The sequence below is a fragment of the Mesorhizobium sp. M0491 genome (assembly GCF_040321265.1).
GTDB lineage: Bacteria > Pseudomonadota > Alphaproteobacteria > Rhizobiales > Rhizobiaceae > Mesorhizobium.
On sequence record NZ_JAMYRE010000010.1, the window covers coordinates 1 to 23,125 of the forward strand.

22 protein-coding genes and 1 pseudogene are annotated in these 23,125 nt (G+C 62.1%); 7 read left to right on the forward strand and 16 right to left on the reverse strand.

Features of this window, described 5'->3' with window-relative positions; translation table 11 throughout:
- Window positions 1-81: 81 nt before the first annotated feature.
- Window positions 82-285 (forward strand): annotated as a pseudogene (locus tag NKI69_RS14515) (type II toxin-antitoxin system RelE/ParE family toxin); the annotation flags it as partial.
- Window positions 286-293: 8 nt separating this feature from the next.
- Here NKI69_RS14515 and NKI69_RS14520 read toward each other — a convergent pair.
- The 3 genes from NKI69_RS14520 to NKI69_RS14530 form a co-directional block, all read right to left on the reverse strand.
- Window positions 294-770 carry a DUF2938 domain-containing protein gene (locus NKI69_RS14520; RefSeq protein WP_128302496.1) on the reverse strand — a complete coding sequence of 159 codons (477 nt, stop codon included), beginning with the start codon at window positions 768-770 and terminating at the stop codon, window positions 294-296.
- A gap of 92 nt (window positions 771-862) precedes the next feature.
- On the reverse strand, window positions 863-1,339 hold the full coding sequence (locus tag NKI69_RS14525; protein WP_352721738.1) for a peroxiredoxin: 477 nt from the start codon (window positions 1,337-1,339) through the stop codon (window positions 863-865).
- 82 nt (window positions 1,340-1,421) lie between these two features.
- On the reverse strand, window positions 1,422-2,228 hold the full coding sequence (locus NKI69_RS14530) for a protein-disulfide reductase DsbD domain-containing protein (protein ID WP_023808595.1): 807 nt from the start codon (window positions 2,226-2,228) through the stop codon (window positions 1,422-1,424).
- A gap of 170 nt (window positions 2,229-2,398) precedes the next feature.
- Here NKI69_RS14530 and NKI69_RS14535 point away from each other — a divergent pair, with 170 nt between their 5' ends.
- Window positions 2,399-3,007 carry a YqgE/AlgH family protein gene (locus NKI69_RS14535; protein ID WP_023808594.1) on the forward strand — a complete coding sequence of 203 codons (609 nt, stop codon included), beginning with the start codon at window positions 2,399-2,401 and terminating at the stop codon, window positions 3,005-3,007.
- Between the two features lie 298 nt (window positions 3,008-3,305).
- On the opposite strand, the gene NKI69_RS14540 is transcribed toward NKI69_RS14535, so the two are convergent.
- The 4 genes from NKI69_RS14540 to thrC are packed head-to-tail and all read right to left on the reverse strand — an operon-like array spanning window position 3,306 to window position 9,514.
- Window positions 3,306-6,194, reverse strand: coding sequence for an EAL domain-containing protein (locus NKI69_RS14540; RefSeq protein WP_352721740.1), 2,889 nt, complete (start codon window positions 6,192-6,194; stop codon window positions 3,306-3,308).
- A 3-nt stretch (window positions 6,195-6,197) separates the two neighbouring features.
- A complete protein-coding gene (locus tag NKI69_RS14545) occupies window positions 6,198-6,794 on the reverse strand; it encodes a GNAT family N-acetyltransferase (RefSeq protein WP_352442778.1) in 597 nt (198 codons plus the stop codon).
- 15 nt (window positions 6,795-6,809) lie between these two features.
- On the reverse strand, window positions 6,810-8,102 hold the full coding sequence (locus NKI69_RS14550; RefSeq protein ID WP_127290840.1) for a M16 family metallopeptidase: 1,293 nt from the start codon (window positions 8,100-8,102) through the stop codon (window positions 6,810-6,812).
- Window positions 8,103-8,116: 14 nt separating this feature from the next.
- On the reverse strand, window positions 8,117-9,514 hold the full coding sequence (gene thrC, locus NKI69_RS14555) for a threonine synthase (protein WP_023808590.1): 1,398 nt from the start codon (window positions 9,512-9,514) through the stop codon (window positions 8,117-8,119).
- A 128-nt stretch (window positions 9,515-9,642) separates the two neighbouring features.
- Between thrC and NKI69_RS14560 the strand changes: the two genes are divergently transcribed.
- Window positions 9,643-10,374, forward strand: a complete 732-nt coding sequence (locus NKI69_RS14560; RefSeq protein WP_023808589.1) for a hypothetical protein — start codon at window positions 9,643-9,645, stop codon at window positions 10,372-10,374.
- A 25-nt stretch (window positions 10,375-10,399) separates the two neighbouring features.
- On the opposite strand, the gene NKI69_RS14565 is transcribed toward NKI69_RS14560, so the two are convergent.
- The 3 genes from NKI69_RS14565 to NKI69_RS14575 all read right to left on the reverse strand — a co-directional run bounded on the left by NKI69_RS14565 (window position 10,400) and on the right by NKI69_RS14575 (window position 11,759).
- Window positions 10,400-10,690 carry a type II toxin-antitoxin system RelE/ParE family toxin gene (locus tag NKI69_RS14565; protein ID WP_023808588.1) on the reverse strand — a complete coding sequence of 97 codons (291 nt, stop codon included), beginning with the start codon at window positions 10,688-10,690 and terminating at the stop codon, window positions 10,400-10,402.
- Window positions 10,690-10,926 carry a transcriptional regulator gene (locus NKI69_RS14570; RefSeq protein WP_023808587.1) on the reverse strand — a complete coding sequence of 79 codons (237 nt, stop codon included), beginning with the start codon at window positions 10,924-10,926 and terminating at the stop codon, window positions 10,690-10,692. Before NKI69_RS14570 ends, NKI69_RS14565 begins: the two co-directional genes overlap by 1 nt.
- A 146-nt stretch (window positions 10,927-11,072) precedes the next feature.
- The gene (locus tag NKI69_RS14575) at window positions 11,073-11,759 is read right to left on the reverse strand and encodes an HAD family hydrolase (protein WP_023808586.1); all 687 of its coding nucleotides are present in this window, start codon (window positions 11,757-11,759) and stop codon (window positions 11,073-11,075) included.
- Window positions 11,760-11,935: 176 nt separating this feature from the next.
- Here NKI69_RS14575 and NKI69_RS14580 point away from each other — a divergent pair, with 176 nt between their 5' ends.
- On the forward strand, window positions 11,936-13,069 hold the full coding sequence (locus NKI69_RS14580) for a site-specific DNA-methyltransferase (protein WP_023808585.1): 1,134 nt from the start codon (window positions 11,936-11,938) through the stop codon (window positions 13,067-13,069).
- 8 nt (window positions 13,070-13,077) lie between these two features.
- On the opposite strand, the gene NKI69_RS14585 is transcribed toward NKI69_RS14580, so the two are convergent.
- Both NKI69_RS14585 and mutY read right to left on the reverse strand, forming a co-directional pair.
- The gene (locus NKI69_RS14585) at window positions 13,078-13,461 is read right to left on the reverse strand and encodes a WapI family immunity protein (protein WP_023808584.1); all 384 of its coding nucleotides are present in this window, start codon (window positions 13,459-13,461) and stop codon (window positions 13,078-13,080) included.
- Between the two features lie 12 nt (window positions 13,462-13,473).
- A complete protein-coding gene (mutY, locus tag NKI69_RS14590) occupies window positions 13,474-15,258 on the reverse strand; it encodes an A/G-specific adenine glycosylase (RefSeq protein ID WP_352721743.1) in 1,785 nt (594 codons plus the stop codon).
- A gap of 53 nt (window positions 15,259-15,311) precedes the next feature.
- Between mutY and NKI69_RS14595 the strand changes: the two genes are divergently transcribed.
- From NKI69_RS14595 to smc, 3 genes are all read left to right on the forward strand, one after another.
- Complete coding sequence (locus NKI69_RS14595; RefSeq protein ID WP_127290824.1) at window positions 15,312-15,812, forward strand: DUF721 domain-containing protein; 501 nt, start codon at window positions 15,312-15,314, stop codon at window positions 15,810-15,812.
- Between the two features lie 163 nt (window positions 15,813-15,975).
- Window positions 15,976-16,719: a DsbA family protein gene (locus tag NKI69_RS14600; RefSeq protein WP_352442782.1), complete on the forward strand. Its 744-nt coding sequence runs from the start codon at window positions 15,976-15,978 to the stop codon at window positions 16,717-16,719.
- Between the two features lie 105 nt (window positions 16,720-16,824).
- The gene (smc, locus tag NKI69_RS14605; protein WP_352721745.1) at window positions 16,825-20,286 is read left to right on the forward strand and encodes a chromosome segregation protein SMC; all 3,462 of its coding nucleotides are present in this window, start codon (window positions 16,825-16,827) and stop codon (window positions 20,284-20,286) included.
- 73 nt (window positions 20,287-20,359) lie between these two features.
- On the opposite strand, the gene NKI69_RS14610 is transcribed toward smc, so the two are convergent.
- From NKI69_RS14610 to NKI69_RS14625, 4 genes are all read right to left on the reverse strand, one after another.
- A complete protein-coding gene (locus NKI69_RS14610) occupies window positions 20,360-20,527 on the reverse strand; it encodes a hypothetical protein (protein WP_196815284.1) in 168 nt (55 codons plus the stop codon).
- Window positions 20,528-20,937: 410 nt separating this feature from the next.
- Window positions 20,938-21,306 carry a VanZ family protein gene (locus NKI69_RS14615; RefSeq protein ID WP_023808577.1) on the reverse strand — a complete coding sequence of 123 codons (369 nt, stop codon included), beginning with the start codon at window positions 21,304-21,306 and terminating at the stop codon, window positions 20,938-20,940.
- Between the two features lie 90 nt (window positions 21,307-21,396).
- Window positions 21,397-21,612 (reverse strand): hypothetical protein, encoded by a 216-nt coding sequence (locus tag NKI69_RS14620; RefSeq protein WP_196815283.1) that lies wholly within the window; start codon window positions 21,610-21,612, stop codon window positions 21,397-21,399.
- 310 nt (window positions 21,613-21,922) lie between these two features.
- A complete protein-coding gene (locus tag NKI69_RS14625; protein ID WP_280940275.1) occupies window positions 21,923-23,125 on the reverse strand; it encodes a polysialyltransferase family glycosyltransferase in 1,203 nt (400 codons plus the stop codon).

The following is a 23,125-nucleotide window of genomic DNA, read 5'->3' on the forward strand; positions in this document are numbered from 1 at the left end:
CTCGTCGAAACCATCGAGGCAGCCGAATGCAAGAACTACTTCGAAAACGCAGGCTACGCTTCCGTCAAAATATGAAACGCTCTAGAAGCGCGGGCCTTGCAGCTGGCAGACCATCCGCGCATGGGTGTTAGGCGACCCGATATCAGGTCTTCCGTACGGATGCTGGTGGAGGCGCCGTTTGTTCTGCTCTACGAAACGATTCCGGACACGGATGATGGCCCTGTTGAGTGGGTTGAAATCGTCCGTGTGGTGGACGGCCGGCGGGATCTGAACCGTCTATTCTAGCGAGTTGTTTATCGGATCAGCAGCGCTGTGCCCCAAAGCCCGAGCGCGAACACCGTATGCGACACCAGGTTCAGCGCACGGATCAGCATCGGGTTGGGCCGCTTCGAGGCGGCCCAGCCGGCGCCCATGCCGGGTGCCAGCAGGAACCAGCCGGCGCCGACGGTGACGATGCCGAGGATGAAGGCCGGCAGGAATGTCGGCGCGGCAAGCCAGCCCGCTCCGGCCAACACCACCAGGATGATGCCGTAGACGATGCCGACAAAATAGTGAAAGGCCCAGCCCAGCGCCTTTTCATGCGCGTAGGGCGCTGCACCGCCGATATCATCGTGAAAGACCTTGTCGCGGAGATGCCAGACCCAGCGACCGACCGGCCCCCAGTTCGGCCGTGGCTGCCCGAACGCCTTGTGCAGGAAGATGGCCCAGAGATCCATCGCCACCGTAGCGCCGATGCCGATCGCGATAGCACGCCAGAACATGTCAAACATCGAGGTCCCCCCCAAAGGCAATCCCTGGAATACAAGGGCGATCGTCGGGCGGCGGCAACCGTTGCGGTCCAGCCCGACGTTGTCGCTGAAGTTCAGAGCTGCCCCAGAATATGAGCCGCACCGGACTCGTCGACACCGGGCTTGGTCTCGACATTGAGCGCGGTGACCTTGCCGTCGTCGATGATCATTGAGAAGCGCCTCGAGCGCAGGCCCATATCGTTGCTGATGTAATCGAGGCCCACCGCCTTGGCGAAATCGCCACTGCCGTCGGCGAGGAACAGGATCTTGCCCTCACCGCCGGTGAAGTGCGCCCAGGCGCCCATGACATGGACGTCATTGACCGAAACGACGGCGATGGTGTCGACGCCGCGTGCCAGGATGGCATCGTGGTTCTCGAGATAACCCGGCAAATGGTTGTTGCTGCAGGTCGGTGTGAAGGCGCCGGGAACCCCAAACAGCACGACCTTCTTGCCCGAGAAAATCTCGGACCCGGTGATCGGCTTGGCGCCATCGGCGGTCATCGTCTTGAAGGTCACGTCAGACAGCTTGTCGCCAACGGAAATGGTCATGGATTCCTCGCTTGGGAAATGGAAGGACGTGTCTTTGCGTAGCGAACTCAACGGCTTCCTGCAACCGTTGGGACAGGCTGGATCAAGGGAAAGGCAGAACCCCTTCGACCGCGCCCGCCGCACTCGTCAGCGTATAGTGAAGCCCGCCATCGGTCGGCGTGGTCGAGGGGCGATCGAGGATCGGCACGGTGAAAATCAGCTTGCCGTCCTTTTCGCTGCGGGCCGGGGTGCCGAACATGTAGTCCCGCTCGCCGGCAACGAAGAAATCCGCCGCCGCCGGATCGCCGGGAAAGCTCGCCTCGACAATCAGCGTCTCGTGGTCGCCCGGCAGCACATTGATGCCGAAATCGGACCTCGCGGGCCCAGGCAGTGCCGTAAAACTCGCCTTCACCAGCGCCGCGTCCTCGGCATTGTCCGGATCGGAGGCGGGGTCGACGGTCAGCCGCGTCTGCACCGGAATGCAGATCGTTTCGCAGATGCCGAGAAAGATGTCGGCATCGATCACCGCCGGCTGGTTCGGCGTCGCCAGCGTGAATGTCACCGGCAGAGAAACCGGATAGTTGTAGCCTGCCCATTTGCCATAGCCGTCGTCATGGCGCTGCGGCGCCGGAAACGACAGAGTGGCGTCGGCGATGTTGGTGCTGGCTGAAATGTCGAGTTGCGGCGGCACGCCCGCGTCGCCCGGATCGCGCCAATATGTCTTCCAGCCAGGCTTGAGCGCAATATCGAGAACGCCTTGGATACGGCCGGCATCGTCGGCTTTGCCTGATGTAACCAGCCGAACCTTGCCGCCTTCACTGTTGTACCACGCCGACGAAGAGGCGGCGGCGGGAAGAGCGGTTGCCGATCCAATGGCGGCGCCGAGCAGCAGGATTTTCAAGCTTCGCATGGCGGTGATTTGATCGTCCGTTCGTGGCCGCGCAATGATTTCATGGCCTTGCCGGTATCATATTTGCGTGACTTCGAGGGAGAAGAATGTTCGAGCCGCCGCAACAGGCTTTGGTCGAATCCAGCACGGCGCATCTTTTCGGCGCTTTGGAAACGCGTTACGCTCCCTTTATGGACTTGTTGCGCCACAAGAAGACGGTCGCCAGTCGCGGCTTTCTCGACGATCAGTTCCTGATTGCCATGCCCGGCATGAAGGACGACCGTTTCACGCGCTCGGTCATCTATGTCTGCGCACATTCCGATGAAGGCGCCATGGGCCTGATCATCAACCAGACGCAGCAGATGCTCTTTCCGGACTTGCTCGTGCAACTGGGCATCATGAACGAGCAGGAGGCGATCCGCTTGCCGGCGCAGGCCCGCGATTTCGTCGTGCGCAATGGCGGGCCCGTGGATCGCAGCCGGGGCTTCGTCCTGCATTCGGGAGACTATCGGGTGGAATCGTCGCTGACCGTTTCCGACGACATCTGCCTGACTGCGACCGTCGACATCTTGCGCGCCATATCGTCCGGCCGCGGGCCCCGTCACGCGCTGATGGCGCTCGGCTATTCCGGCTGGGGCGCTGGCCAGCTGGAGACCGAGATTGCCGAAAATGGCTGGCTGACTTGCCCGGCCAATGCCGAGCTTCTGTTCGACACCGATATCGAGCGCAAATACGACCGGATCCTCGCTTCGATCGGTATCGACCTTGCGCATCTCAGCTTGGCGGCCGGACACGCGTAATCGCGAACAGTCATGCGCAACATTCGCGGCTAGCCGAAGCCGCCTACACCTTCGTCATCCTAGGGCGAAGCAGGAGCGAAGCTCCGTCGCGGAGACCCTGGGATCCATTCCGTGACCTATGTCGAAGGATGCAGCGGCGAAGAAATCTGAACCGTTTTCAACGCTTTAACCTCACGGCATGGATCCTAGGGTCTGCGCCGCGTCGCTGCGCTCCTTGCTTCGCCCTAGGATGACGAAGCGATAGGCGTCTCGGCCAATCGCAGAGGTCCGCGCCTGGGCGGCGCGCGCCTGAATCCCATCACGCTTGCGTCAGCGGATACTGCTCCTTTAGCGTCTTCAGCACCTGGTCGCCCGGCATTGGTGCGCCGAACATGAAGCTCTGGACATATTCGCAGCCCATCTGGCGCAGTTCCAGCGCGTCGCTCTCGTCCGAAATGCCCTCGGCGACGACGGACAGGCCGAGTTCATGCGCCATGTTGACCATCGATTTCAGCAGCACCGCGCGCTTGGGCGTGTTGTCGTCGACGAAGCTCTTGTCGATCTTGATGGTGTCGAAGGGGAAACGCGTCAGATAGGCCAATGAGGAATAGCCGGTGCCGAAATCATCCAGCGACAGGCCGATGCCGAGCTGCTTCAGCTTGGTCAGCACATGGGCGGTCTGCTCGGGATTGTCCATCACAAGCGATTCGGTGAGCTCCAGCCGGAAGCAGCGCGGCTTCAGATTGGCCCGAGCGATGACCGAGCGGACGTCGCTGACCAGGTCACGGCGGATCAGCTGGCGGCTGGACAAATTGACCGAGACCGACAGCGGCGCGTCACCGATCTGTTTTTGCCAGCTGGCGAGATCTTCCGCCGCCTGCTGCATGGCAAACAGGCCGAGCTGCACGATAAGCCCGCAGCTTTCGGCGACCGGGATGAAATCCGCCGGCGGGATCATGCCGCGGCGCGGGTGGTCCCAGCGCAGCAGCGCCTCGAAGCCGGCGACACTGCCGTCCTCAAGCCGCACGATCGGCTGGTAGGCAAGCGTGAATTCCCGCCGCTCGATGGCGCGGCGCAGGTCGGATTCGAACTGCAGCCTGTCGGTGCCGACAGTGCGGAAAGCCGGACGGAACGGCTCGATCCTGTCGCCGCCGAAGCGCTTGGCCTGGTGCATGGCAAGCTCGGCATCCTTGACCATGTCCTCGGCCGACATCTGCGGCGAATTCCAGGTGATCAGTCCGATCGACGCGGTCAGCACGATCTCGCGCTTGGCAAAGGTGATCGGGTTGTTGATGGCATGCTTGATTGCATCAGCGACCGCAGCGATGCGGGCCGGATCCTGTTCGGACAATAGCATCAGAGCGAACTGATCGCCGGCAAAGCGCGACAGCGAATCCTTCGGCTTGAGCAGCCGGTGCAGCCGGCGTGCGATGGTCAGCAAAATGGTGTCGCCGGCCGAGATGCCGAGCCCGTCATTGACCTGCTTGAAACGGTCGATGTCGATGACGAAGACGGTTGGCCGCACCTTTTCTTCGGTGCGCGCGATCGAGATGATCGCTTCCAGCCGATTCATCAAAAGTTCGCGGTTCGGCAGACCGGTCAGATTGTCGTGAACGGCGTCGTGCAGCAGCCTTTCCTCGGACTTTTTCTGCTCGGTCACGTCGACCATGGTACCGACGCAGCGGATAACCTCGCCGTCGGATCCGATGACAGGGCGCGCGCGCAGCGAAAACCAGTGATAGTGGCCGTCGGCGCCGCGCAGGCGGAAATTCTGCGATACCCGGCCGCGACGGTGTTCGAGCACGACGTCGAGCGTGGTGCGGAACGTGTCGCGGTCGTCGGCATGCAGCACCGGGAGCCAGTTGCGGGCCGCGCCGCCAAGGCTGTTCGGCGCCAGTCCGAGCTGGATGCTGACGTCGGGCTTGGTGACGACGCGGTCGCGCAGCACGTCCCAATCCCATACCGTGTCGCCCGAACCGGCCACCGCCAGCGCCTGCCGCTCGAGGTCGGAGAACAGGCCCTGATGCAGCGCGCCGCCGGCAAAAGCATGCTGCATGACGGTGAAGCCGATCAGAAGGATGATCAGGATCAGCCCGCCGCCGAGCGCCGGCTGGGCAATGTCGTTGTCGAGCATGCCGGTGATCGCCATCCACGATCCGCATAGCCACAACAGCACCATGACCCAACTGGGCACCAGCATGATGGCACGGTCGTAGCCGCGTATGCCGAGGAAGATGATCAGGCCAAGCCCGGTCAGTGCGGTGGCGGCGAAGGACAGCCTGGCAATGCCGGCGGCGACCGCCGGATCGACGATGGCGACGCCGGCGATCAGCACCAGTCCGAGGATCCAGACCAGCGCGCCATAACTGAAATGGCCGTGCCATCGGTTGAGGTTGAGATAGGCGAACAGGAACACCACGAAGGTTCCCGCCAGCGCCACCTCCGTTCCCGCTCGCCACATCTGCTCGTTGCCGGGCGATATCTCGATGATCTTGTTGAGGAAGCCGAAATCGACGCAGATATAGGCCAGCACCGCCCAGGCAAGTGCCGCGGTTGCCGGGAACATCGAGGTTCCCTTGACCACGAAAAGGATGGTCAGGAACAGCGCCAGCAGGCCTGCAATGCCGATGACGATGCCGCGAAACAGCGTGTAGGAATTGACCGAGTCCTTGTAGGATTCCGGATCCCAGAGGTAGACCTGCGGCAGCTTCGGCGAGGCCAGTTCGGCGATGAAGGTAATCACCGTGCCGGGGTTCAGCGTCACCCGGAAAACGTCGGCGTCGGGGCTGGTCTGGCGATCGAGCGCGAAGCCTTCGCTGGGCGTGATGGCGGCGATGCGGGTCGAGCCGAGATCCGGCCAGAAGATGCCGGAATTCACCAGGCGGAAATGCGGTGCGACGATCAGCCGGTCGAGTTGCTGGTCGGTGGTGTTGGCGAGCGCGAAAACAGCCCAGTCGCCGGTGGAACGGGCATCATTGGCCTCGACCTCGATGCGCCGCACGATACCGTCCGGACCCGGCGCGGTCGACACCTGGAAATTCTCGCCCTGGTTGCGGTAGATCTCGACGGCGCCGGAAAGGTCGAGCGCGACGTCGTCGCGGGCAATCTTGATCGGTTCGACGGCAAAGGCCGACGATGGCGCGCACAGCGTCAGGAGTGTCGCGAGGACAAAGGCGAACAGCGACCCGTTGCGCAGGAAATTCGTCAAAAATCAGTCCTTCGTTCCAACGCCCGGCGGATCGTCCGCGATCCGGGCGTAGAGGTAGTGGTCCTGCCAGATGCCGTTGATCCTGAGATAGGATCGCAGCAGTCCTTCGCGCCGAAATCCGGCTTTTTCAAGCACGCGGATCGACCGGATATTGTCGGGAATACAGGCCGCTTCGATCCGGTGCAACCTCAGCGTATCGAAGGCGAAGCGGGCCACCACCTTGACCGCGTCGGTCATCAGGCCGCGGCCGCCGAAGCGCTCGCCGATCCAGTAGCCGACATGGCCGCTCTGCGAGACGCCATGGCGTATGTTGCCGAGCGTGATGCCGCCGGCCAGCTTGCCACTGCTCCTCTCGAAGATGAAGAAGGCGATAGCGGTTCCTTGCGCATAATCCTCGCGGTAGCGGCTGATGCGCAGCCGCCATGCGTTGCGGTCGAGTTCATCGGGAGTCCAGCGTGGCTCCCAGGGTTCGAGGAAGGCGCGGCTATCGCCACGCACCGCCGCCCACTCGCGGAAGTCGTTGGTGAACGGCACGCGCAGCGTGACGCGGTCGCCTTTCAGCGCCGGCAGGTCGCGGCGGAAGAAAGGGAGCGCGAACACGACGCTTCGAGGGGCTTAGACGGCGAGCTTACGGGCCGTGGTCTGCGTGCCTGCGAGCGATTCGAGGATCGCCTCGTATGGCGCCAGTGTGCCCACAGGCCCGACAGCGGTAAGCGTCGGCTTGGTCGAGAACAAACGCGACGATAGATCGGTCAGCCGCTCGACCGTCAGCGCCGACAGCCGTTCCATCAGTTCCTCCTTGGCGATCGGCCGGCCGAACAGAAGCAACTGTCGTGCGATCTGCGAAGCGCGGCTGGCCGGGCTTTCGGCTGACATGATCAGTCCGGCGCGATATTGGGCGCGCGCCCGGTCGAGTTCTTCCTGCAGGATCTTCTCGCCGGCCTTCTGCAGTTCGTCGATGATGACAGGCACCAGTTCGGCGATGTCGCTCTGGCCGGTCGCGGCATGGACGCCGAAGACGCCGGTGTCGGAAAAGCCCCAATGGAAAGCATAGACCGAATAACACAGGCCGCGCTTCTCGCGGACCTCCTGGAACAGGCGCGACGACATGCCACCGCCGAGGATCATCGACAGCACCTGCGAGGCATAGAAGTCGCGCACATGATAGGCCCGGCCTTCGAACCCCAGCACGATCTGCGCGTCCATCAGGTCGCGGTCCTCACGGAAGTCGCCGCCGACATATTGCGCATATTGCGGGATGGTGCTGTCGGCCTTGCTGCGGAAGCCGCCGAGTTGCTTTTCGACCTCGCGCACGAAATTGTCATGCTTGATGTCGCCGGCGGCGACAATCACCATGCGCTCGGCGCCATATTGCCGCTCGATGAAGTCGTGGAGTTGCTTGGAGGTGAAGGATTTGACCGTTTCGGGTGTGCCGAGAATGGAGCGGCCGATGGTCTGATGGCGATAGGCGGTTTCCGTGAAACGGTCGAAGACGATGTCGTCGGGGGTGTCGTGCGCGGCGCCGATCTCCTGCAGGATCACATGCTGTTCGCGTTCGAGTTCCTGCGGGTCGAATTCGGACTCTTGCAGGATGTCGGCAAGAATGTCGACGGCCAGCGGCACGTCGTCGGAGAGCACCCTGGCATAGTAGGAAGTGGTTTCGACGCTGGTGGCGGCGTTGATTTCGCCGCCGACGTCTTCGATCTCCGAGGCGATTTCGAAGGCGCTCCGCCTTTTCGTGCCCTTGAACGCCATGTGCTCGAGCAGATGGGCCATGCCATGCTCGTCCTCACGTTCATTGCGGGCACCCGACTTGACCCAGGCACCAAGGGCAACCGATTCGATGCTTTGAAGGGTTTCGGTGGCGACTGTCAGGCCGTTCGACAGACGGCTTACCTCAACACCCATATGGCTAGTACTCCTTAACGCGCCGCCCGCGCGCGGCGGCCGACATAATCTTCCACCATTTTCAGGTCGGAGGGAAGTACCGTGTATTTTTCCTCCGATGTCATCAACCCACCTAGCCATGCGGGCAGTGCGGGCGACACGCCGCTGGCGGCTTCGACGGCGGCCGGGAATTTTGCCGGGTGTGCGGTACCCAGCACCACCATCGGCACGGCGCCTGACGCCTTGCCCGCAGCGACATGCACAGCTGCCGCGGTGTGCGGATCGAGCAGATAGTTGCTGGCCGCGAGCGTCGAGCGGATGGTGGCGGCGACCTCGTCCATATCAGCCCGGCCGGCGTCGAATTCCGACCGCATCCCGGCGATTTGCTGGGGTTCGATGGTGAAAGCGCCGGACTGCTTCAGACCGTCCATGTAGCGCCGCACGGTCGCCGCGTCACGGCCGGAGGCCTCGAACAGCAGGCGTTCGAAATTGGACGACACCTGGATATCCATCGACGGCGACGTGGTCGCAAAGACACCCTTGGTGCGATATTCCCCTGTCGCGAAGGTCCGCGCCAGGATGTCATTGTCGTTGGTGGCGATGACCAGCCGCTCGATCGGCAAGCCCATCTTCTTGGCCGCGTAGCCGGCGAAGATATCGCCGAAATTGCCGGTCGGCACGGTGAAGGAGACCGGCCTGTCCGGCGCGCCAAGCGACAGCGCCGAGGAGAAATAATAGACGATCTGGGCCATGATCCGGGCCCAGTTGATCGAGTTGACGCCCGAAAGCGCCACCCGGTCGCGAAATCCGTGATCGTTGAACATGTCCTTGAGCAGGCCCTGGCAATCGTCGAAATTGCCTTCGATCGCCAGCGCATGGACGTTTGCAGCCGTCGACGTCGTCATCTGCCGCTGCTGCACCGGCGAGACGCGGCCGTGCGGGAAAAGGATGAAGATGTCGGTCCGGCTGCGACCGGCAAAGGCATCGATGGCCGCCCCGCCGGTATCGCCCGAGGTGGCGCCGACGATGGTGGCGTGCTGGTCGCGTTCGGCAAGCACATGGTCCATCAGCCGGGCCAGAAGCTGCATCGCCACGTCCTTGAAGGCGAGCGTCGGCCCGTGGAAGAGTTCCAGGATGAAGGTGTTGGGGCCGGTCTGCACCAGCGGGCAGACGGCCTCGTGGCGGAAGGTGGCATAGGCTTCGCGCACCAGCCGCTCGAAAACGGAGGCCGGGATCTCGTCGCCAAGGAACGGCGACAGCACGCGGATGGCAAGTTCGGGATAGGCAAGGCCGCGCATGGCGCGGATCTCGGCGGCGGAAAACTGTGGCCACTCGCGCGGCACGTAGAGCCCGCCGTCGCGCGCCAGCCCGGCCAGCACGGCGTCGGAAAATCCAAGAACGGGGGCTTCCCCGCGGGTACTCACATAATGCATGTCACAATTCCGTTACTGCTTGGCTTTTCCATCCACCGCAAGGTGGTTAATTTCTGCGCTGGCTCAGTCGCATTTTTGCCGCGCGGTTGATATACGTCACCAGCTTTGCGAGAGGGAAGTGCAGTTTCATGGCGTTTCGTACATTCAGTGGTCGCTTTTTGGCGGGTCTTGCGCTCACCGGCTTTATGCTTGCCGCCGCCGGCTGCCAATCGGGCGACAATGGCATCCTGAACCTCGGCATAGGCAAGAAGGAGGACCCGACGGCGCCACCGCCGCCCCAGGATCCCAAGATACTGGCCAGCCAGTTGCAGGCCTATTGTCCCAGGGTGACGGTGCGGGACGGCACGGCTTTCTTCAACACCTATTCCAAGGAAGCTCAGAAGCCCAAGCCCAGGATCAAGAAGACCGGCGACGCCGCGCAGGATGCCGCGGCCCAGGCCGAGGCTGACGCCGCTGCTGCAACTCCGCCCGACGAATCGGCCAACATCATCTACCAGGCATCGGTCAGCGACGTGACACGCGACTGCAGCCGTGCCAACGGCCAGCTGACGATGAAGATCGCGGTCGCCGGCAAGATTGTCCCCGGACCGAAGTTTTCTCCAGGCACCATCACCATGCCCATCCGCACGGCTGTGATGCATGGCACCGAGGTCCTCTATTCGCAGATCCACCAGTATCAGGTCCAGGTCACCGATCCTTCGGTCGCCACGCAGTTCGTCTTCACCGATTCCAATATTGTCGTGCCCGAGCCGACGGCGCAGGACTATCAGGCCTTTGCCGGCTATGACGAAACCGCGCATCAGGCAACGGCCGACAAGCCGAAGAAGAAGCAGAGGAAGAGAGCCGCCGCGACGAACTAAGCGGCGAACACAAGACATGGGCGGGCTATGTGAGGCTCTCCGGCCATTCTCTGGCCCCATGGACAACGGCGATGATTTCAACGTCACTGCCGCGCACCCGATAAACAACGATATAGGATGTCCGCGCTATCACAAGCTCGCGGGTTCCGCCCGCTCGTCCCTTGCGTCCGACCATGGGATTTGACGCCAAGAGTTCGTCGGTGCGACCAATCAGATCGGCTGTTAGCCGATACGCCGCAACGGGACTGTCCTGCGCGATAAAATCCTGAATCTGGTCGAGGTCGTCGAGAGCGGCGCTCGTCCATGAAACCTGCATCAGGTGGGGCGGTACTTGTTCAACACCCGCTCGATATCGGCACGGCTGGCAAATTCACCACGGTCGGCCGCTTCAATTCCTGCGTTCACCTTGTCTAAAAACCGCTCCTGCCACTCAAGGGAGTGGCCGTTCTCAAGCGCGTCCGCAACGACTTCCGACGCGGACAGGCTGGACCGCGCCGCGATAGCATCGATGCGGGCCTGTAACTCTGGCGTGATTTCAAGCTCAATCGTCATGACGCAATCATCGCATAGCCATCAGGGTTTTGAAATGAAAACCAGCTCCCAAAATTGCAGTATCGCCTCCTACCACTCTGAAGCACGAGAACGGTAGACCGACCGGGCGAGAAAAGTCCCGCCACGAGGGCGAAATTCAATCGCCCTCAGGCGTCCGACCACTCCGACAGCGCCGCGATCACGCTTTTCAACTCTGCCCAGCGGCGGATCACCGTTTCGGCGCCGGCCTCGGTGAGCGCGTCGGCATGGCCGGGATAGCTGTGGGCGGCTCCGGTGAAGCCGATCACCCGCATGCCCGCCGTCCTTGCGCCGTGAACGCCGTGCACGGAATCCTCGATAACGAAAGTGTTCGCCGGGTTGGCGCTGAGTTTCTCCGCCGCGAACAGGAACACGTCCGGCGCCGGTTTCGTTTTCCCGGTCGGTGTTTCCATCGCCGAAAAAATCCGGTCGGTGAAAAACGGCAGAAGATGCACCTTTTCCAGCATGAATTCGATCCGCTCGGAGCGTGAATTCGAGCAGACGCAGCGCGGCACGCTTACCGCGGCAACGGCCTCGCGCACGCCATCGATGGCGCGGACGTCGCTGCGCAGTTTGCGGTCGACCAATTGTTCCTCCCTGTCGATCAGAGAGGCCTGGAAGGGGATGCGGGACTTTTCCTCGACCCGCAGCATGATGTCCTTGAAGGTCAGGCCGGCATAGCTCTCCGAAATCTCCTCAGCCGATATCTCGTATCCTGCCAAGGTCAAAAGCTCGGCGTCGACGCGGGCGGCGATGATCTCGGAATCGACGAGCACGCCGTCGCAATCGAAGATGACAAGGTCTGGCTGGGGCATGGTGATCCGGACAATAGGAGGGCGAAGTGGCCTCGGAAGGCTCAGGCGGCGCGGCATACACCAACAGGGCCGCCTTCGCAAATTCGCCACACCCGTCCCTTGGCCTTCACGGAATATTTACGCTGATCGGTAACCATAACGGAGAGTAAACAGTAACGCGTGCCTTGGGTGTCAGAATGTCTGCCGTGCGTCTTCTCGACGAGCTATCCCACGCTCCCCAGCAATCCGAATGGCTGGACACGATCCTCAAGGGCGACTGCGTCGCCGCGCTCGACCGGTTGCCCGAAAAATCGATCGACGTCATCTTCGCCGATCCGCCCTACAATCTGCAGCTCGACGGCGACCTGCACCGCCCCGATCAGTCCAAGGTCGACGCCGTCGACGACGACTGGGACCAGTTCGAGAGTTTCGAGGCCTATGACGCTTTCACGCGTGCCTGGCTGCTGGCGGCGCGCCGGGTGCTGAAGCCCAACGGCACCATCTGGGTCATCGGCTCCTATCACAACATCTTCCGGGTCGGCGCCAAGATGCAGGATCTCGGCTTCTGGATCCTTAACGACGTCGTCTGGCGCAAGACCAACCCGATGCCAAATTTCCGTGGCCGCCGCTTCCAGAACGCGCATGAGACGATGATCTGGGCTACGCGCGATCAGAAGGGCAAGGGCTATACCTTCAACTACGAAGCGATGAAGGCGTCCAACGACGACATCCAGATGCGCTCCGACTGGCTGTTTCCGATCTGCACCGGCGGCGAGCGGCTGAAGAACGACAATGGCGACAAGCTGCATCCGACGCAGAAACCGGAAGCGCTGCTTGCCCGCATCATGATGGCCTCGACCAAACCGGGCGACATCGTGCTCGATCCCTTCTTCGGCTCAGGCACCACGGGCGCGGTGGCCAAGCGTCTCGGCCGCCATTTCGTCGGCATCGAACGCGAGCAGGCCTATATCGACGCCGCCAACGAGCGCATCGACGCGGTGCGGCCGCTGGAAGAGGCCGACTTGACCGTTCTCACGGGCAAGCGCGCCGAGCCGCGCGTCGCCTTTGTCAGCCTGATCGACACCGGCCTGATGATGCCGGGCGCGACGCTCTACGATGCCAAGAAGCGCTGGGCGGCCAAGGTGCGCGCCGACGGCACGGTGGCGATCGGCGACAGCGCCGGCTCGATCCACAAGATCGGTGCCGAAGTGCAGGGGCTGGACGCCTGCAACGGCTGGACCTTCTGGCATTATGAGCGCAGCGGTGGCCTGACCCCGATCGACGAGCTTCGCCGCATCGCGCGGCTCGGCATGGAGCGGGCAGGGGCCTGATCGGCAGCTCAGGCCTTGTCTTCCTCCAGGATGATTTCGCTGACCTCGCCTTTCGCCATCAGTGAGAGCTGACTGGCAAAACGCGACAGACGCGAATAGTCCGTCCGGAGTCGCACACGCGCGAAGTCACGGGCTTCGATCTCCTCCGCGACCTCGATCCGGACGAACAGGTGACCGACGCCATCCGCCGGGAAAACCGAGATGCTTATCAGGCCGGGCGATCTCAGGACCAGATCCGCGCGTTTAAGCGGATAGGCCTGCAATGACACAATAAATTCGCTTACCTCGTCGGTCGGGAAATAGGCATCGCCACGTCCTCGAAAGTGGCCATGCTCGACACTGGCGTCAAGTATTGACCATTCCGGGTTGAAGGTCAGAACGAGCTTGCCCATTGCCGGTCTCGATCAGGTCGCGATGCCATGCCGCTCAAGGTCTGCTTGAAGCGCCTTTGCATCGGTGAACAGCACCGACTGCCAGCCGGCCGCCTTGGCGCCGTCAACATTCTTCTGGCTGTCGTCGATGAACAGCGTCGCGGCCGGTTCGAGGCCGAAGGCGGCGATGTGATGATCGTAAATGCCGCGATCGGGCTTGATCATGCCGATCTCGCCGGAGATGGTGACGCCGCGCGGACGATTGAGAAAATCGAAGCGCTCGCGGGCTTCGGCCAGCGTGTCGCTGGCGAAGTTGGTCAGCATGGTCACGTCGTGGCCGCTCTCGATCAGGCCGACCATGATGGCGACGCTGTCGTCATAAGCATGCGGCACCATCTCGTGCCAATGGCGGCGGAAACCGCGGATGTTTTCCGCGTGATCGGGATGGTCCGCGATCAGCAGCGCCTCGGCCTCTTCCCAGGTGCGGCCGCGATCCTGCTCGATGTTCCAATCATGCGTGCAGACATTGTCGAAAAACCACTTTCTCTCTTCGGCATCCGGAATGAGGCGGCTGAACGGAATGTTGGGATCGTAGTGGATCAGCACTCTGCCGATGTCGAAAACGATGTGGCGTATTTCAGTCATGGGGCCTCTTTGCACTGTGTGGCGACGGCTTTTCGTCGCGCCGGGTATCGCAGCCTCGATTGCCTTTTTCATGACAGTCGGCAGCGCCTCGCCGGAAATCTCGTGAGCGAGCGACCAGAAATGCCCGTCTGCCGCATCACCTTTGATGTGAGCGTGAAAGACTTCGAGTTCGAGAGCGAAATGCGTGAAGACATGCGCAATGCGGCCCGCATGCCGCCAGTCGGCGGGAAAGGGCGCGGCCGCTTCCGTGGTTGCCCCATCGATCCGCGCGGTCCAGCCCGTCGTCGGCACCTCGGTCATGCCGCCGAGCAAACCCTTCTCTGCCCGTTTGCGCAGAAGGATGGCGCCGTCGGCCCGCACGGCGACAAAGGCCGCGCCGTGCCGCTGCGGCTTGTCGGCCTTGGGCAGGCGCACCGGGAAGTGCTCGGGATCGCCTGAAACGACCGCGCTGCAGTCTTCGCGCAGCGGGCACAGCATGCAGCGCGGCCGGCGTGGCGTGCAGATGGTGGCGCCGAGATCCATCATCGCTTGGGCGAAGTCGCCAGGCCTTGTCCCGGGCACCATGCGCTCGACATGGGCACGGATCTCGGGCTTGGCTTCGCTGAGCGGGGTTGTGATCGAAAACAGCCGGGAGATGACACGTTCGACATTGCCGTCGACAACGGCGGCGGGGCGATCGAAGGCAATCGCCGTGATGGCCGCCGACGTATAGGCGCCGATGCCGGGCAGTTCTCTCAAACCCGTCTCCGTGTCGGGAAACCGGCCGCCACGCGCGGCCACAAGATCGGCACAGGCCTTGAGATTGCGGGCGCGGGAGTAGTAGCCGAGCCCGGCCCAGGCCTTCATCACGTCCTCGGTGGGCGCCGCGGCCAGCGCTTCGACATCGGGCCATTTCTCGACGAATACCTTGAAATAAGCCTTCACCGCTTCGACGGTGGTCTGCTGCAGCATGACCTCGGAGAGCCAGATGCGGTAGGGATCAGGCCGCACGCCGCGCGCATGCTCAATTGGTGTGATGCGCCACGGCAATTCACGGTGATGCACATCGTACCAGCTGAGCAGGCGGGATGCGATATCGTCGCTGACACCGGATGCAGCTGTGCTGCTATCTCCGGATGTGGCTTTGCCACTATCCCAGGATGCGGTCTTGCGGGTCTGGTCTGCTGGTGCCATTGATCTTGTATTGGCCTGGCCGGTATCTGCTGGGTCGTCGCTGGAGGACGTACATGGCAGGGAGAACGCCCTACGGCAATCCCGTCCCGGTCAGCGATCTCGCGACCAGGATCCTCGATCCGGTGCTGCGCAAGCGGGCCGGCATTTCGATCGGCCTCGTCCAGTCATGGGACGAGATCGCCGGCCCGCGGCTGGCCAGCCATTCGCGCCCCGAAAAAATCCAGTGGCCGCGCCGTATGCATGAGGACGATCCGTTCGAGCCGGCCGTGCTGGTCATTGCCTGCGAAGGCATGGCGGCACTTCATCTGCAGCACGAGACGGGCGAGATCATCAACCGGGTCAACGCCTTCCTCGGCTTCACCGCCATCAACCGCATCAGGATCCTGCAGAAGCCGGTGACAGCCGACAAAGGAAAGCGCAAACCGGCCCTGAGGCCGCTGACGGCGGCTGAGAAGACGAAATTGTCGGGAACTGTCGGCCTGGTCGATAATGATGAACTGCGCGCCTCGCTGGAGAAACTTGGCGCGACCATTATTGGGGAGAGAAAATCATAGGCGTCTTGAAGAAAGTCATGGATTCGTCGTCAATATCTCGCATTCGTGATCGCCCTTGTCAGGTTTCGCGATTGGATTGGGGATCGAGATGCCTTAATTCGCGCCAACTCTCGCCTTTTCGTGTCTTTGCATTGCAAAATCCAACCCTTGTCAGGTGATTCGTATGAACCGTCCCCCGTTTGGTCAAAGCTTGTCTCGCAGAAATGTCCTGTCTTCGCTGGCCGCCATTCCGGCGGTGGCCCTGCTCGCCGCCTGCAGCGACTCTGGCGAGGAGGCGAAGGCCGCGGATGTGAAGCCTGCGGCCCCGGCCGCCCCCGCGAAGGCGGCCACGCCGGCCGCCGCCACCGCGCCGGAGGCCCAGGGCACCGTGGATGTGGCGGAACTGATGAAGCCGGGTGCGCTGCCCGACAAGCAGCTTGGCAAGGATGACGCCAAGGTCACCATCGTCGAATACGCCTCGATGACCTGCCCACACTGCGCGCATTTCGCCGAGACCACCTTTCCGGACCTGAAGACCAAGTACATCGACACCGGCAAGGTCCGCTACATCCTGCGCGAATTCCCGTTCGATCCGAGCGCCGAAGCCGGTTTTATGCTGGCGCGCTGCGCCAAGGATAACTATTACCCTATGGTCGACGTCCTGTTCAGGCAGCAGGCGAACTGGGTTGGCGTTCAGAATACCAAGGATGCGCTGCTGCAAATCTCGAAGCTCGCCGGTTTTACACAGGAGTCCTTCGAGGCCTGCTTGACGGACCAGAAACTTCTGGACGATGTGAGATCGGTCCAGAAGCGCGGCGCCAATGAATTCAAGGTCGACTCGACACCGACCTTCTTCATCAACGGTAAGACCTACAAAGGGGCGATGTCGATTGAGGAAATGTCGGCCATCATCGACCCTCTGCTCTGACATCCAGTCAGCCCTGAGGCGGCGGCGCTTCGGCGTGCGCGGCTTCCTGTCGTGCCGCGAATTCCTTTCGCAAAATCACGGAAATCCGCTTAGTGGGCGGGGCGAATGAAGTTTTCGCGCCTTCGCCTCCTCGGTTTCAAGTCCTTCGTCGAGCCCGGCGAGTTCGTCATCGAACGCGGCCTGACCGGCATTGTCGGGCCGAATGGCTGCGGCAAGTCGAACCTTGTCGAGGCGCTGCGCTGGGTGATGGGCGAAAGCTCCTACAAGAACATGCGCGCGTCCGGCATGGACGACGTCATCTTTTCCGGCTCGGGCACTCGGCCCGCACGCAACACCGCCGAAGTCACGCTTTTCCTCGACAACAGTGACCGCTCGGCGCCCGCTGCCTTCAACGATGCCGACGAACTGCAGGTGTCGCGCCGCATCGAGCGCGAGGCCGGCTCGCTTTACCGTATCAACGGCAAGGAGGCCCGTGCCAAGGACGTGCAGCTTCTGTTCGCAGACCAGTCAACCGGCGCGCGTTCGCCGTCGATGGTCGGTCAAGGCCGCATTGGCGAACTGATCCAGGCCAAGCCGCAGGCACGCCGCGCGCTGCTCGAAGAGGCGGCAGGCATTTCCGGCCTGCACACCCGCCGCCACGAGGCAGAACTGCGGCTGAAGGCGGCCGAGCAGAACCTCGAACGACTGGACGACGTCGTCGGCGAGCTGGAAAGCCAGATCGAAAGCCTGAAGCGCCAGGCGCGCCAGGCGTCCCGCTTCAAGAACCTGTCGGCCGATATCCGCAAGGCAGAAGCGACGCTTTTGCATTTGCGCTGGACACTGGCCAAGACCCAGGAAGGCGAGGCACGTTCGGCGCTGGCGGTTGCGACAGCACTGGTCGGCGACCGCGCCGCAGCCCAGATGGCCGCCGCCAGGGAGCAAGGCATCGGCGCTCATAGGCTGCCGGACCTGCGCGACGCGGAAGCCGCCGCCGCCGCTGCCTTCCAGCGCCTGTCGATCGCCAAGTCGCAGATCGAGGAGGAAGCCGGTCGCATCCGCGCCCGTCAGAGCGAACTCGAGCGCCGGCTGCAGCAGCTCGACGGCGATATCGCACGTGAAGAGCGCATGGTCCGCGACAATGCGGACATTCTCGAGCGCCTTCGCACCGAAGAGGCAGCACTCAATTCGGAAAATGCCGGCGCCGCCGAACGCGAAGCCACCACCCGTGCGGCGTTCGAACAGGCGGCGTCGACGCTTTCGCAAAGCGAAGCCAAGCTCGCCGCGCTGACCGCCGAACGGGCCGAGGCTGCCGCCTCGCGCAACCAGATCGAACGGACGCTGCGCGACACCGCCGAGCGCCGCGACCGCTTCGCGCGTCAGCTTGCCGATGTCGACCGGGAATTGTCGGAGATACTCTCCAAGGTCGCTGGCCTGCCCGATCCGGCCGAGAAGCGCGTGCTGGTCGAACAGGCCATGGCGCTGCTGGAGGAGGCCGAGGCTGCCGTGTCCGAGGCCGAGCAGTCGGTCATCGATGCCCGCGCTGTCGAAAGCGCCGCCCGGCCACCGCTTCAGGATGCCAGGGCCGAGCTGGCACGGATCGAAACCGAAGCGCGCACTCTGGCAAAAATCCTGAATGCCGCCAGTGGGGATCTCTTCCCGGCCGTGTTGGAACAGATCAGCGTCGATCGCGGTTTCGAAACGGCGCTGGGTGCGGCCCTTGGCGAAGATCTCGACGTGCCGCTCGACCGCAGCGCTCCGGTGCATTGGGGCGAAAGCGGGATCCAGCCCGGCGACGCGGCCCTGCCCGAAGGCGTAAAAAGCCTTGCCAGCGTGGTTCACGCGCCGGCACAGCTCGCCCGCCGCCTGGCGCAGGTCGGTATCGTCGATACCGCCGGCGACGGCCGCCGGTTGCAATCGCTGCTTGCTCCCGGCCAGAGGCTGGTCAGCCGTGAAGGCGCGCTCTGGCGTTGGGATGGCTTTACCGCCAGCGCCGATGCGCCGACCGCCGCAGCACAACGGCTGGCGCAGAAGAACCGGCTGGCTGAGCTCGATGCCGAGGCGATACAGGCGACGCTCGTCCTGCGCCAGGCCGAGGAGGCGCTGGGAGAGGCTGAACAGGCGCTGCGCCTGGCAAGCGAGGCCGAGCGCAACACGCGCCAGGCCGGTCGTGACGCCCAGCATCGGCTGGACGCTGCCCGCAATGCGTTGGCCGAGGCCGAGAGAGCCGGCGGCGAATTGCAGAGCCGGCGCGCCGCGCTCGATGAAGCGCGCGCCCGCATCGTCGACAGCCATGAGGAGATTTCGGCCGCCTTCGCCGAGGCGGAAATGCTGCTGCAGGACGCGCCCGATCTTGGCGATCTGCAATTGCAGCTCGAACAGTCCTCGGCCAATGTCGCCCGCGACCGCGCCGCGCTTGCCGATGCGCGTGCCGTGCATGAGGGGCTGCGGCGCGAAGCCGAGGCGCGCGCGCGCCGGCTCGATGCCATTGGCGCCGAGCGCAGCAACTGGCTGGAGCGGGCCGAAAACGCCTCGACGCAGATCGCATCGCTCGGCGAACGCAAGGCCGAGGCCGAGGCCGAACGCGAGCGGCTGGCCGATGCTCCCGATGAAATCGACGCCAAGCGGCGTGCCTTGCTGTCGCAGCTCACCGAGGCCGAGAGCTTGCGCAAGGCGGCGGCCGACCGTTTGCAGGAAGCGGAGAACCGGCAATCCGAACTGGACAAGGCCGCCGCCGGCGCCATCCAGTTCCTGGCCGAGGCGCGCGAGACCCGCGTTCGCGCCGAAGAGCGGCTGACCGCAGCCGACGAACGCCGGCTGGAGGTCGAGGCGCGCATCCAGGAGACGCTGAACACACCACCGCATCTGGTCATCCGCCACACCGGTCTTGAGGCTGACAGCCCGATGCCTGAAATGGCCGAGATCGAGCGTCAGCTCGATCGGCTGAAGATCGAGCGCGAACGGCTCGGCGCCGTCAATCTGCGCGCCGAGGAGGAGCAGAAGGAGCTATCCGACCGGCTGGAGGCGATCGTGTCGGAGCGCGAGGACATCATCGAGGCGATCCGCAAGCTCAGGCAGGCGATCCAGAGCCTCAACCGCGAAGGCCGTGAGCGGCTGCTGGCCGCCTTCGAGGTCGTCAACGGGCATTTCCAGCGGCTGTTCTCGCATCTGTTTGGCGGCGGCACGGCGGAATTGCAGCTGATCGAATCCGACGATCCGCTCGAGGCCGGTCTCGAAATCCTTGCCCGCCCGCCCGGCAAGAAGCCACAGACCATGACGCTGCTGTCCGGTGGCGAGCAGGCGTTGACGGCGATGTCGCTGATCTTCGCTGTGTTCCTGACCAATCCGGCGCCGATCTGCGTGCTCGATGAAGTCGACGCGCCGCTCGACGACCACAATGTCGAACGCTTCTGCAACCTGATGGACGAGATGGCCGCCACCACCGAGACGCGCTTCGTCATCATCACCCACAATCCCATCACCATGGCGCGCATGAACCGGCTGTTCGGCGTGACCATGGCCGAGCAGGGCGTCAGTCAGCTGGTGTCGGTCGACCTGCAGGCGGCCGAAGCGATGCGCGAGGCAAGCTGACCCAGGTCGCGCTACCTGCGAATGGGCGGCTCTGGAGCGATTTCAGGGAAAAGTGTGAACCCCGGCAAAAAAATCAGAGCGTCGGATTGTGTTTGTGCGAATGCAGTTTGGCCGAAGCCCAGACGAAATAGAGTGATCCCAGCTTCAGCACAGGCACCCTGCGATCCCGCTCGCGATCACGCAGTTCGCGGTAGGTCTTCACCTTCAGTGTGCCCCCCGGCAATCTGATTCGCAAAGCCATGATGCATAGAGCTTACGTGCCTTCTCCAGTCGATGGAAGGGTCATTTCAAGCTCCTTGTCAGTATTCGAGCTCTTGGAGGGTCGATCAGGAATTGTACTGGGCCACCAGATGACGAAATATTTGCCACACTGCCAGACCGGGACTTCGCCCTTGTACTCCCGCCGCCGCAGTTCATGACGTTGCTTGACCTTCAACACACCACCCGGAAGCCTGATCTGGATCGTCATCGTCCCTCAATAATGATGGTGCGCTTCCTGGGTGCCGCGCCCGAAGCTTCATCTGTCCGGCCAAGGTAGAAAAATCGCTACTCCCGGATCGGATCGTTGCAATCCGATTTCGCCGAGTCAATGGAGCCGAGGGCGAACTCCTGTGGCTATCGGCGCCGTGCACATAAGGCCTGACAACAGGCTCAACCTCTGCGCCGCAAGATCCAGTTCACACAGATCACGGCCACGAGGCCACATGCGATGCCGGCGCAATCGGCAACCCAGTCGAACACATCCAGATCACGTCGTATCAGCGCCGTGCCCTGGAGGACCTCGATCGCCGCTCCAACCATGGCGAGGAAGACGATCAGCCTTGTCTTGCGATCGGGCCAGCCGAGCCCTCCAAGGAAAGTCATGACGGCAAAGGCGCTGGCGTGGTTCAGCTTGTCGGACCGGAAACCGATATCGATCCCATACTCCTCGAGTCGGGGTATAGGCAGCAATGCAAGGGCAAGAACAGCGATAAGCGTGCCGAAAAAAGCGATCCGTTCGGCGGCTGGATAAAATCTCATTCTGTTCCAATCTGTGCCTGGCCGCCGCAAAGGTCGAATCCGGCTCGGTATTGGCGGTTCAGGCTGAAACTCAGATCGACGGCGTGTCTCTCAAAGCCGCAATTTTTGCTTGAGCCTCTTTAGCCAGGTTTGTTCCGCTTCATCCTGGCTTTGGTGCACCGGAACATAGCGCGGCCGTATCTTTTTTCCTTTGATGTAAAACGGCTTTTCGACTTCTCCAACCAGATTGACGAAAAGCCGGCATTTGGCTGTGGGCTGGCGGACTGTGACGCCGTGGACCGATTCAATCGAATTGATGAACAACACCAGCAGATTCCTGTCGTACTTGACGGTTTCAACGCACTCCAAGTGGGTGTCGTCGACATAGGCATCATTAAACAGCGCGGCTCTGTCCTCGAGCGTGACATACTTGGATTAAAACGACTGATTGTCGGGTCCCACAACGGCGTCGTAGTCTGCCGGTCTCATATAAAACAGGCCAGAAAATAGTTTGTCGCCATTATCGATGTGGCTTGTCCGCACCGAACCAGCATTGGTTACCGCGTGTTCCCGCTGAGCATGGCATCCATCAGGATATCATGGGTGCCATACGTGTCACTAAACCGGACACCCGCCTTCAACAGATACCTGCTTGTGTCTCATTCGAAGATTGGAGCGCTGAAAAAGGCATCGCATGGGTCCTTACCATGTCACTCATTAAAATGTCCGCGCCGGTCATGAGCGGGATCAATGTTTCTGCAAATGTGTATGCTTTGATGCCGTAAAGCCATTTCAGATAAAGAAGGGCGGCTGACGTGCCGGAGACGCAGCAAACGATATTCATCCGGGATACGATAAGCTCTATCGGGTATGTGTGCGGAAGGTTCGCCTCCGTGATCCTGGTGCTGGGGTCGGATGTCATATTTCCGACCGCATCAAGCAACTCGGGGAAGAAGGGCGCCCTTATTCTAGGATGTTCCTTCCAGACGATATCGTATCCCCTCTCGACGATCTGCTCCGCAATGTGCCGATAGATCGCCGCCTCTTGCGCGTACGACATTATGCCGTTTCGTGACAATGCCTGGCCCAGCAGCAGGATCCGCGGGTTGGTTGACGCACGGCAATCTCCATTGTCGCCGGAAAGCGCATCCCTGCTGACCTCATCTATTAAATCGCGCATCAGTGAAGCGCCGACCTGCGATCTCGGTACATCCGCCAGAGCATATGGAACGGGGATTTCGCTAAGCAAAGAGTAAAAGAGTCTCACCCGTTTCAGGTGGCGTCTTTCTATCTTGTCAGCCATTTTCCTTAAACGGAGCGCCGGTGAAATTGCAGAGAGGCCTGCAATAAAGGCTCCGGTGATGCGCTTTCGAAGCCTGGTGCCTGGCGGCCGTGCCATGGTTGACACTTCAAACGGAAGGTATGATGTCAAGCCATCCTCATACAGAACGATCTTGGCTCTTGGGTATGAGTCCAGCAGTATTTTTTCCGATGGCCGGTTAACGAAGCAGGCCCAGATTTCATCTGCAGAACTCACTTCAAGACCTATCGTGGCTCGGATCTGATGATGGATCCGGAAAATTTGCAGTTGCCCATATTTACGCTCGGATGTCAGAAGGTCGTATGCCCATATGATCCGTTTCCAGGTCCATACTGTAGACGCAAGCTTAGCAAGATCAGTCTTGAAATGCTCGGAAACGCCGGCCGTTTCATAAAGGACAAGATAGTCCTCATGCTCCTGTTGCGGCGGCGAGCTTTCATCCGCTATTGACTGGCGAAGTGAGGCAACCAAGCTGAGCAATTGCCAGGTCCCAAAGACGCAGCATATTCGGACTGGCAA

Bases quoted from the DNA above. Each gene is read 5' to 3' on its own strand.
- NKI69_RS14520 (WP_128302496.1), bottom strand. From the start codon at position 770: ATGTTTGACATGTTCTGGCGTGCTATCGCGATCGGCATCGGCGCTACG.
- NKI69_RS14525 (WP_352721738.1), bottom strand. From the start codon at position 1,339: ATGACCATTTCCGTTGGCGACAAGCTGTCTGACGTGACCTTCAAGACG.
- NKI69_RS14530 (WP_023808595.1), bottom strand. From the start codon at position 2,228: ATGCGAAGCTTGAAAATCCTGCTGCTCGGCGCCGCCATTGGATCGGCA.
- NKI69_RS14535 (WP_023808594.1), top strand. From the start codon at position 2,399: ATGGACTTGTTGCGCCACAAGAAGACGGTCGCCAGTCGCGGCTTTCTC.
- NKI69_RS14550 (WP_127290840.1), bottom strand. From the start codon at position 8,102: ATGGGTGTTGAGGTAAGCCGTCTGTCGAACGGCCTGACAGTCGCCACC.
- thrC (WP_023808590.1), bottom strand. From the start codon at position 9,514: ATGCATTATGTGAGTACCCGCGGGGAAGCCCCCGTTCTTGGATTTTCC.
- NKI69_RS14560 (WP_023808589.1), top strand. From the start codon at position 9,643: ATGGCGTTTCGTACATTCAGTGGTCGCTTTTTGGCGGGTCTTGCGCTC.
- NKI69_RS14565 (WP_023808588.1), bottom strand. From the start codon at position 10,690: ATGCAGGTTTCATGGACGAGCGCCGCTCTCGACGACCTCGACCAGATT.
- NKI69_RS14570 (WP_023808587.1), bottom strand. From the start codon at position 10,926: ATGACGATTGAGCTTGAAATCACGCCAGAGTTACAGGCCCGCATCGAT.
- NKI69_RS14575 (WP_023808586.1), bottom strand. From the start codon at position 11,759: ATGCCCCAGCCAGACCTTGTCATCTTCGATTGCGACGGCGTGCTCGTC.
- NKI69_RS14580 (WP_023808585.1), top strand. From the start codon at position 11,936: ATGTCTGCCGTGCGTCTTCTCGACGAGCTATCCCACGCTCCCCAGCAA.
- NKI69_RS14585 (WP_023808584.1), bottom strand. From the start codon at position 13,461: ATGGGCAAGCTCGTTCTGACCTTCAACCCGGAATGGTCAATACTTGAC.
- mutY (WP_352721743.1), bottom strand. From the start codon at position 15,258: ATGGCACCAGCAGACCAGACCCGCAAGACCGCATCCTGGGATAGTGGC.
- NKI69_RS14595 (WP_127290824.1), top strand. From the start codon at position 15,312: ATGGCAGGGAGAACGCCCTACGGCAATCCCGTCCCGGTCAGCGATCTC.
- NKI69_RS14600 (WP_352442782.1), top strand. From the start codon at position 15,976: ATGAACCGTCCCCCGTTTGGTCAAAGCTTGTCTCGCAGAAATGTCCTG.
- smc (WP_352721745.1), top strand. From the start codon at position 16,825: ATGAAGTTTTCGCGCCTTCGCCTCCTCGGTTTCAAGTCCTTCGTCGAG.
- NKI69_RS14610 (WP_196815284.1), bottom strand. From the start codon at position 20,527: ATGGCTTTGCGAATCAGATTGCCGGGGGGCACACTGAAGGTGAAGACC.
- NKI69_RS14615 (WP_023808577.1), bottom strand. From the start codon at position 21,306: ATGAGATTTTATCCAGCCGCCGAACGGATCGCTTTTTTCGGCACGCTT.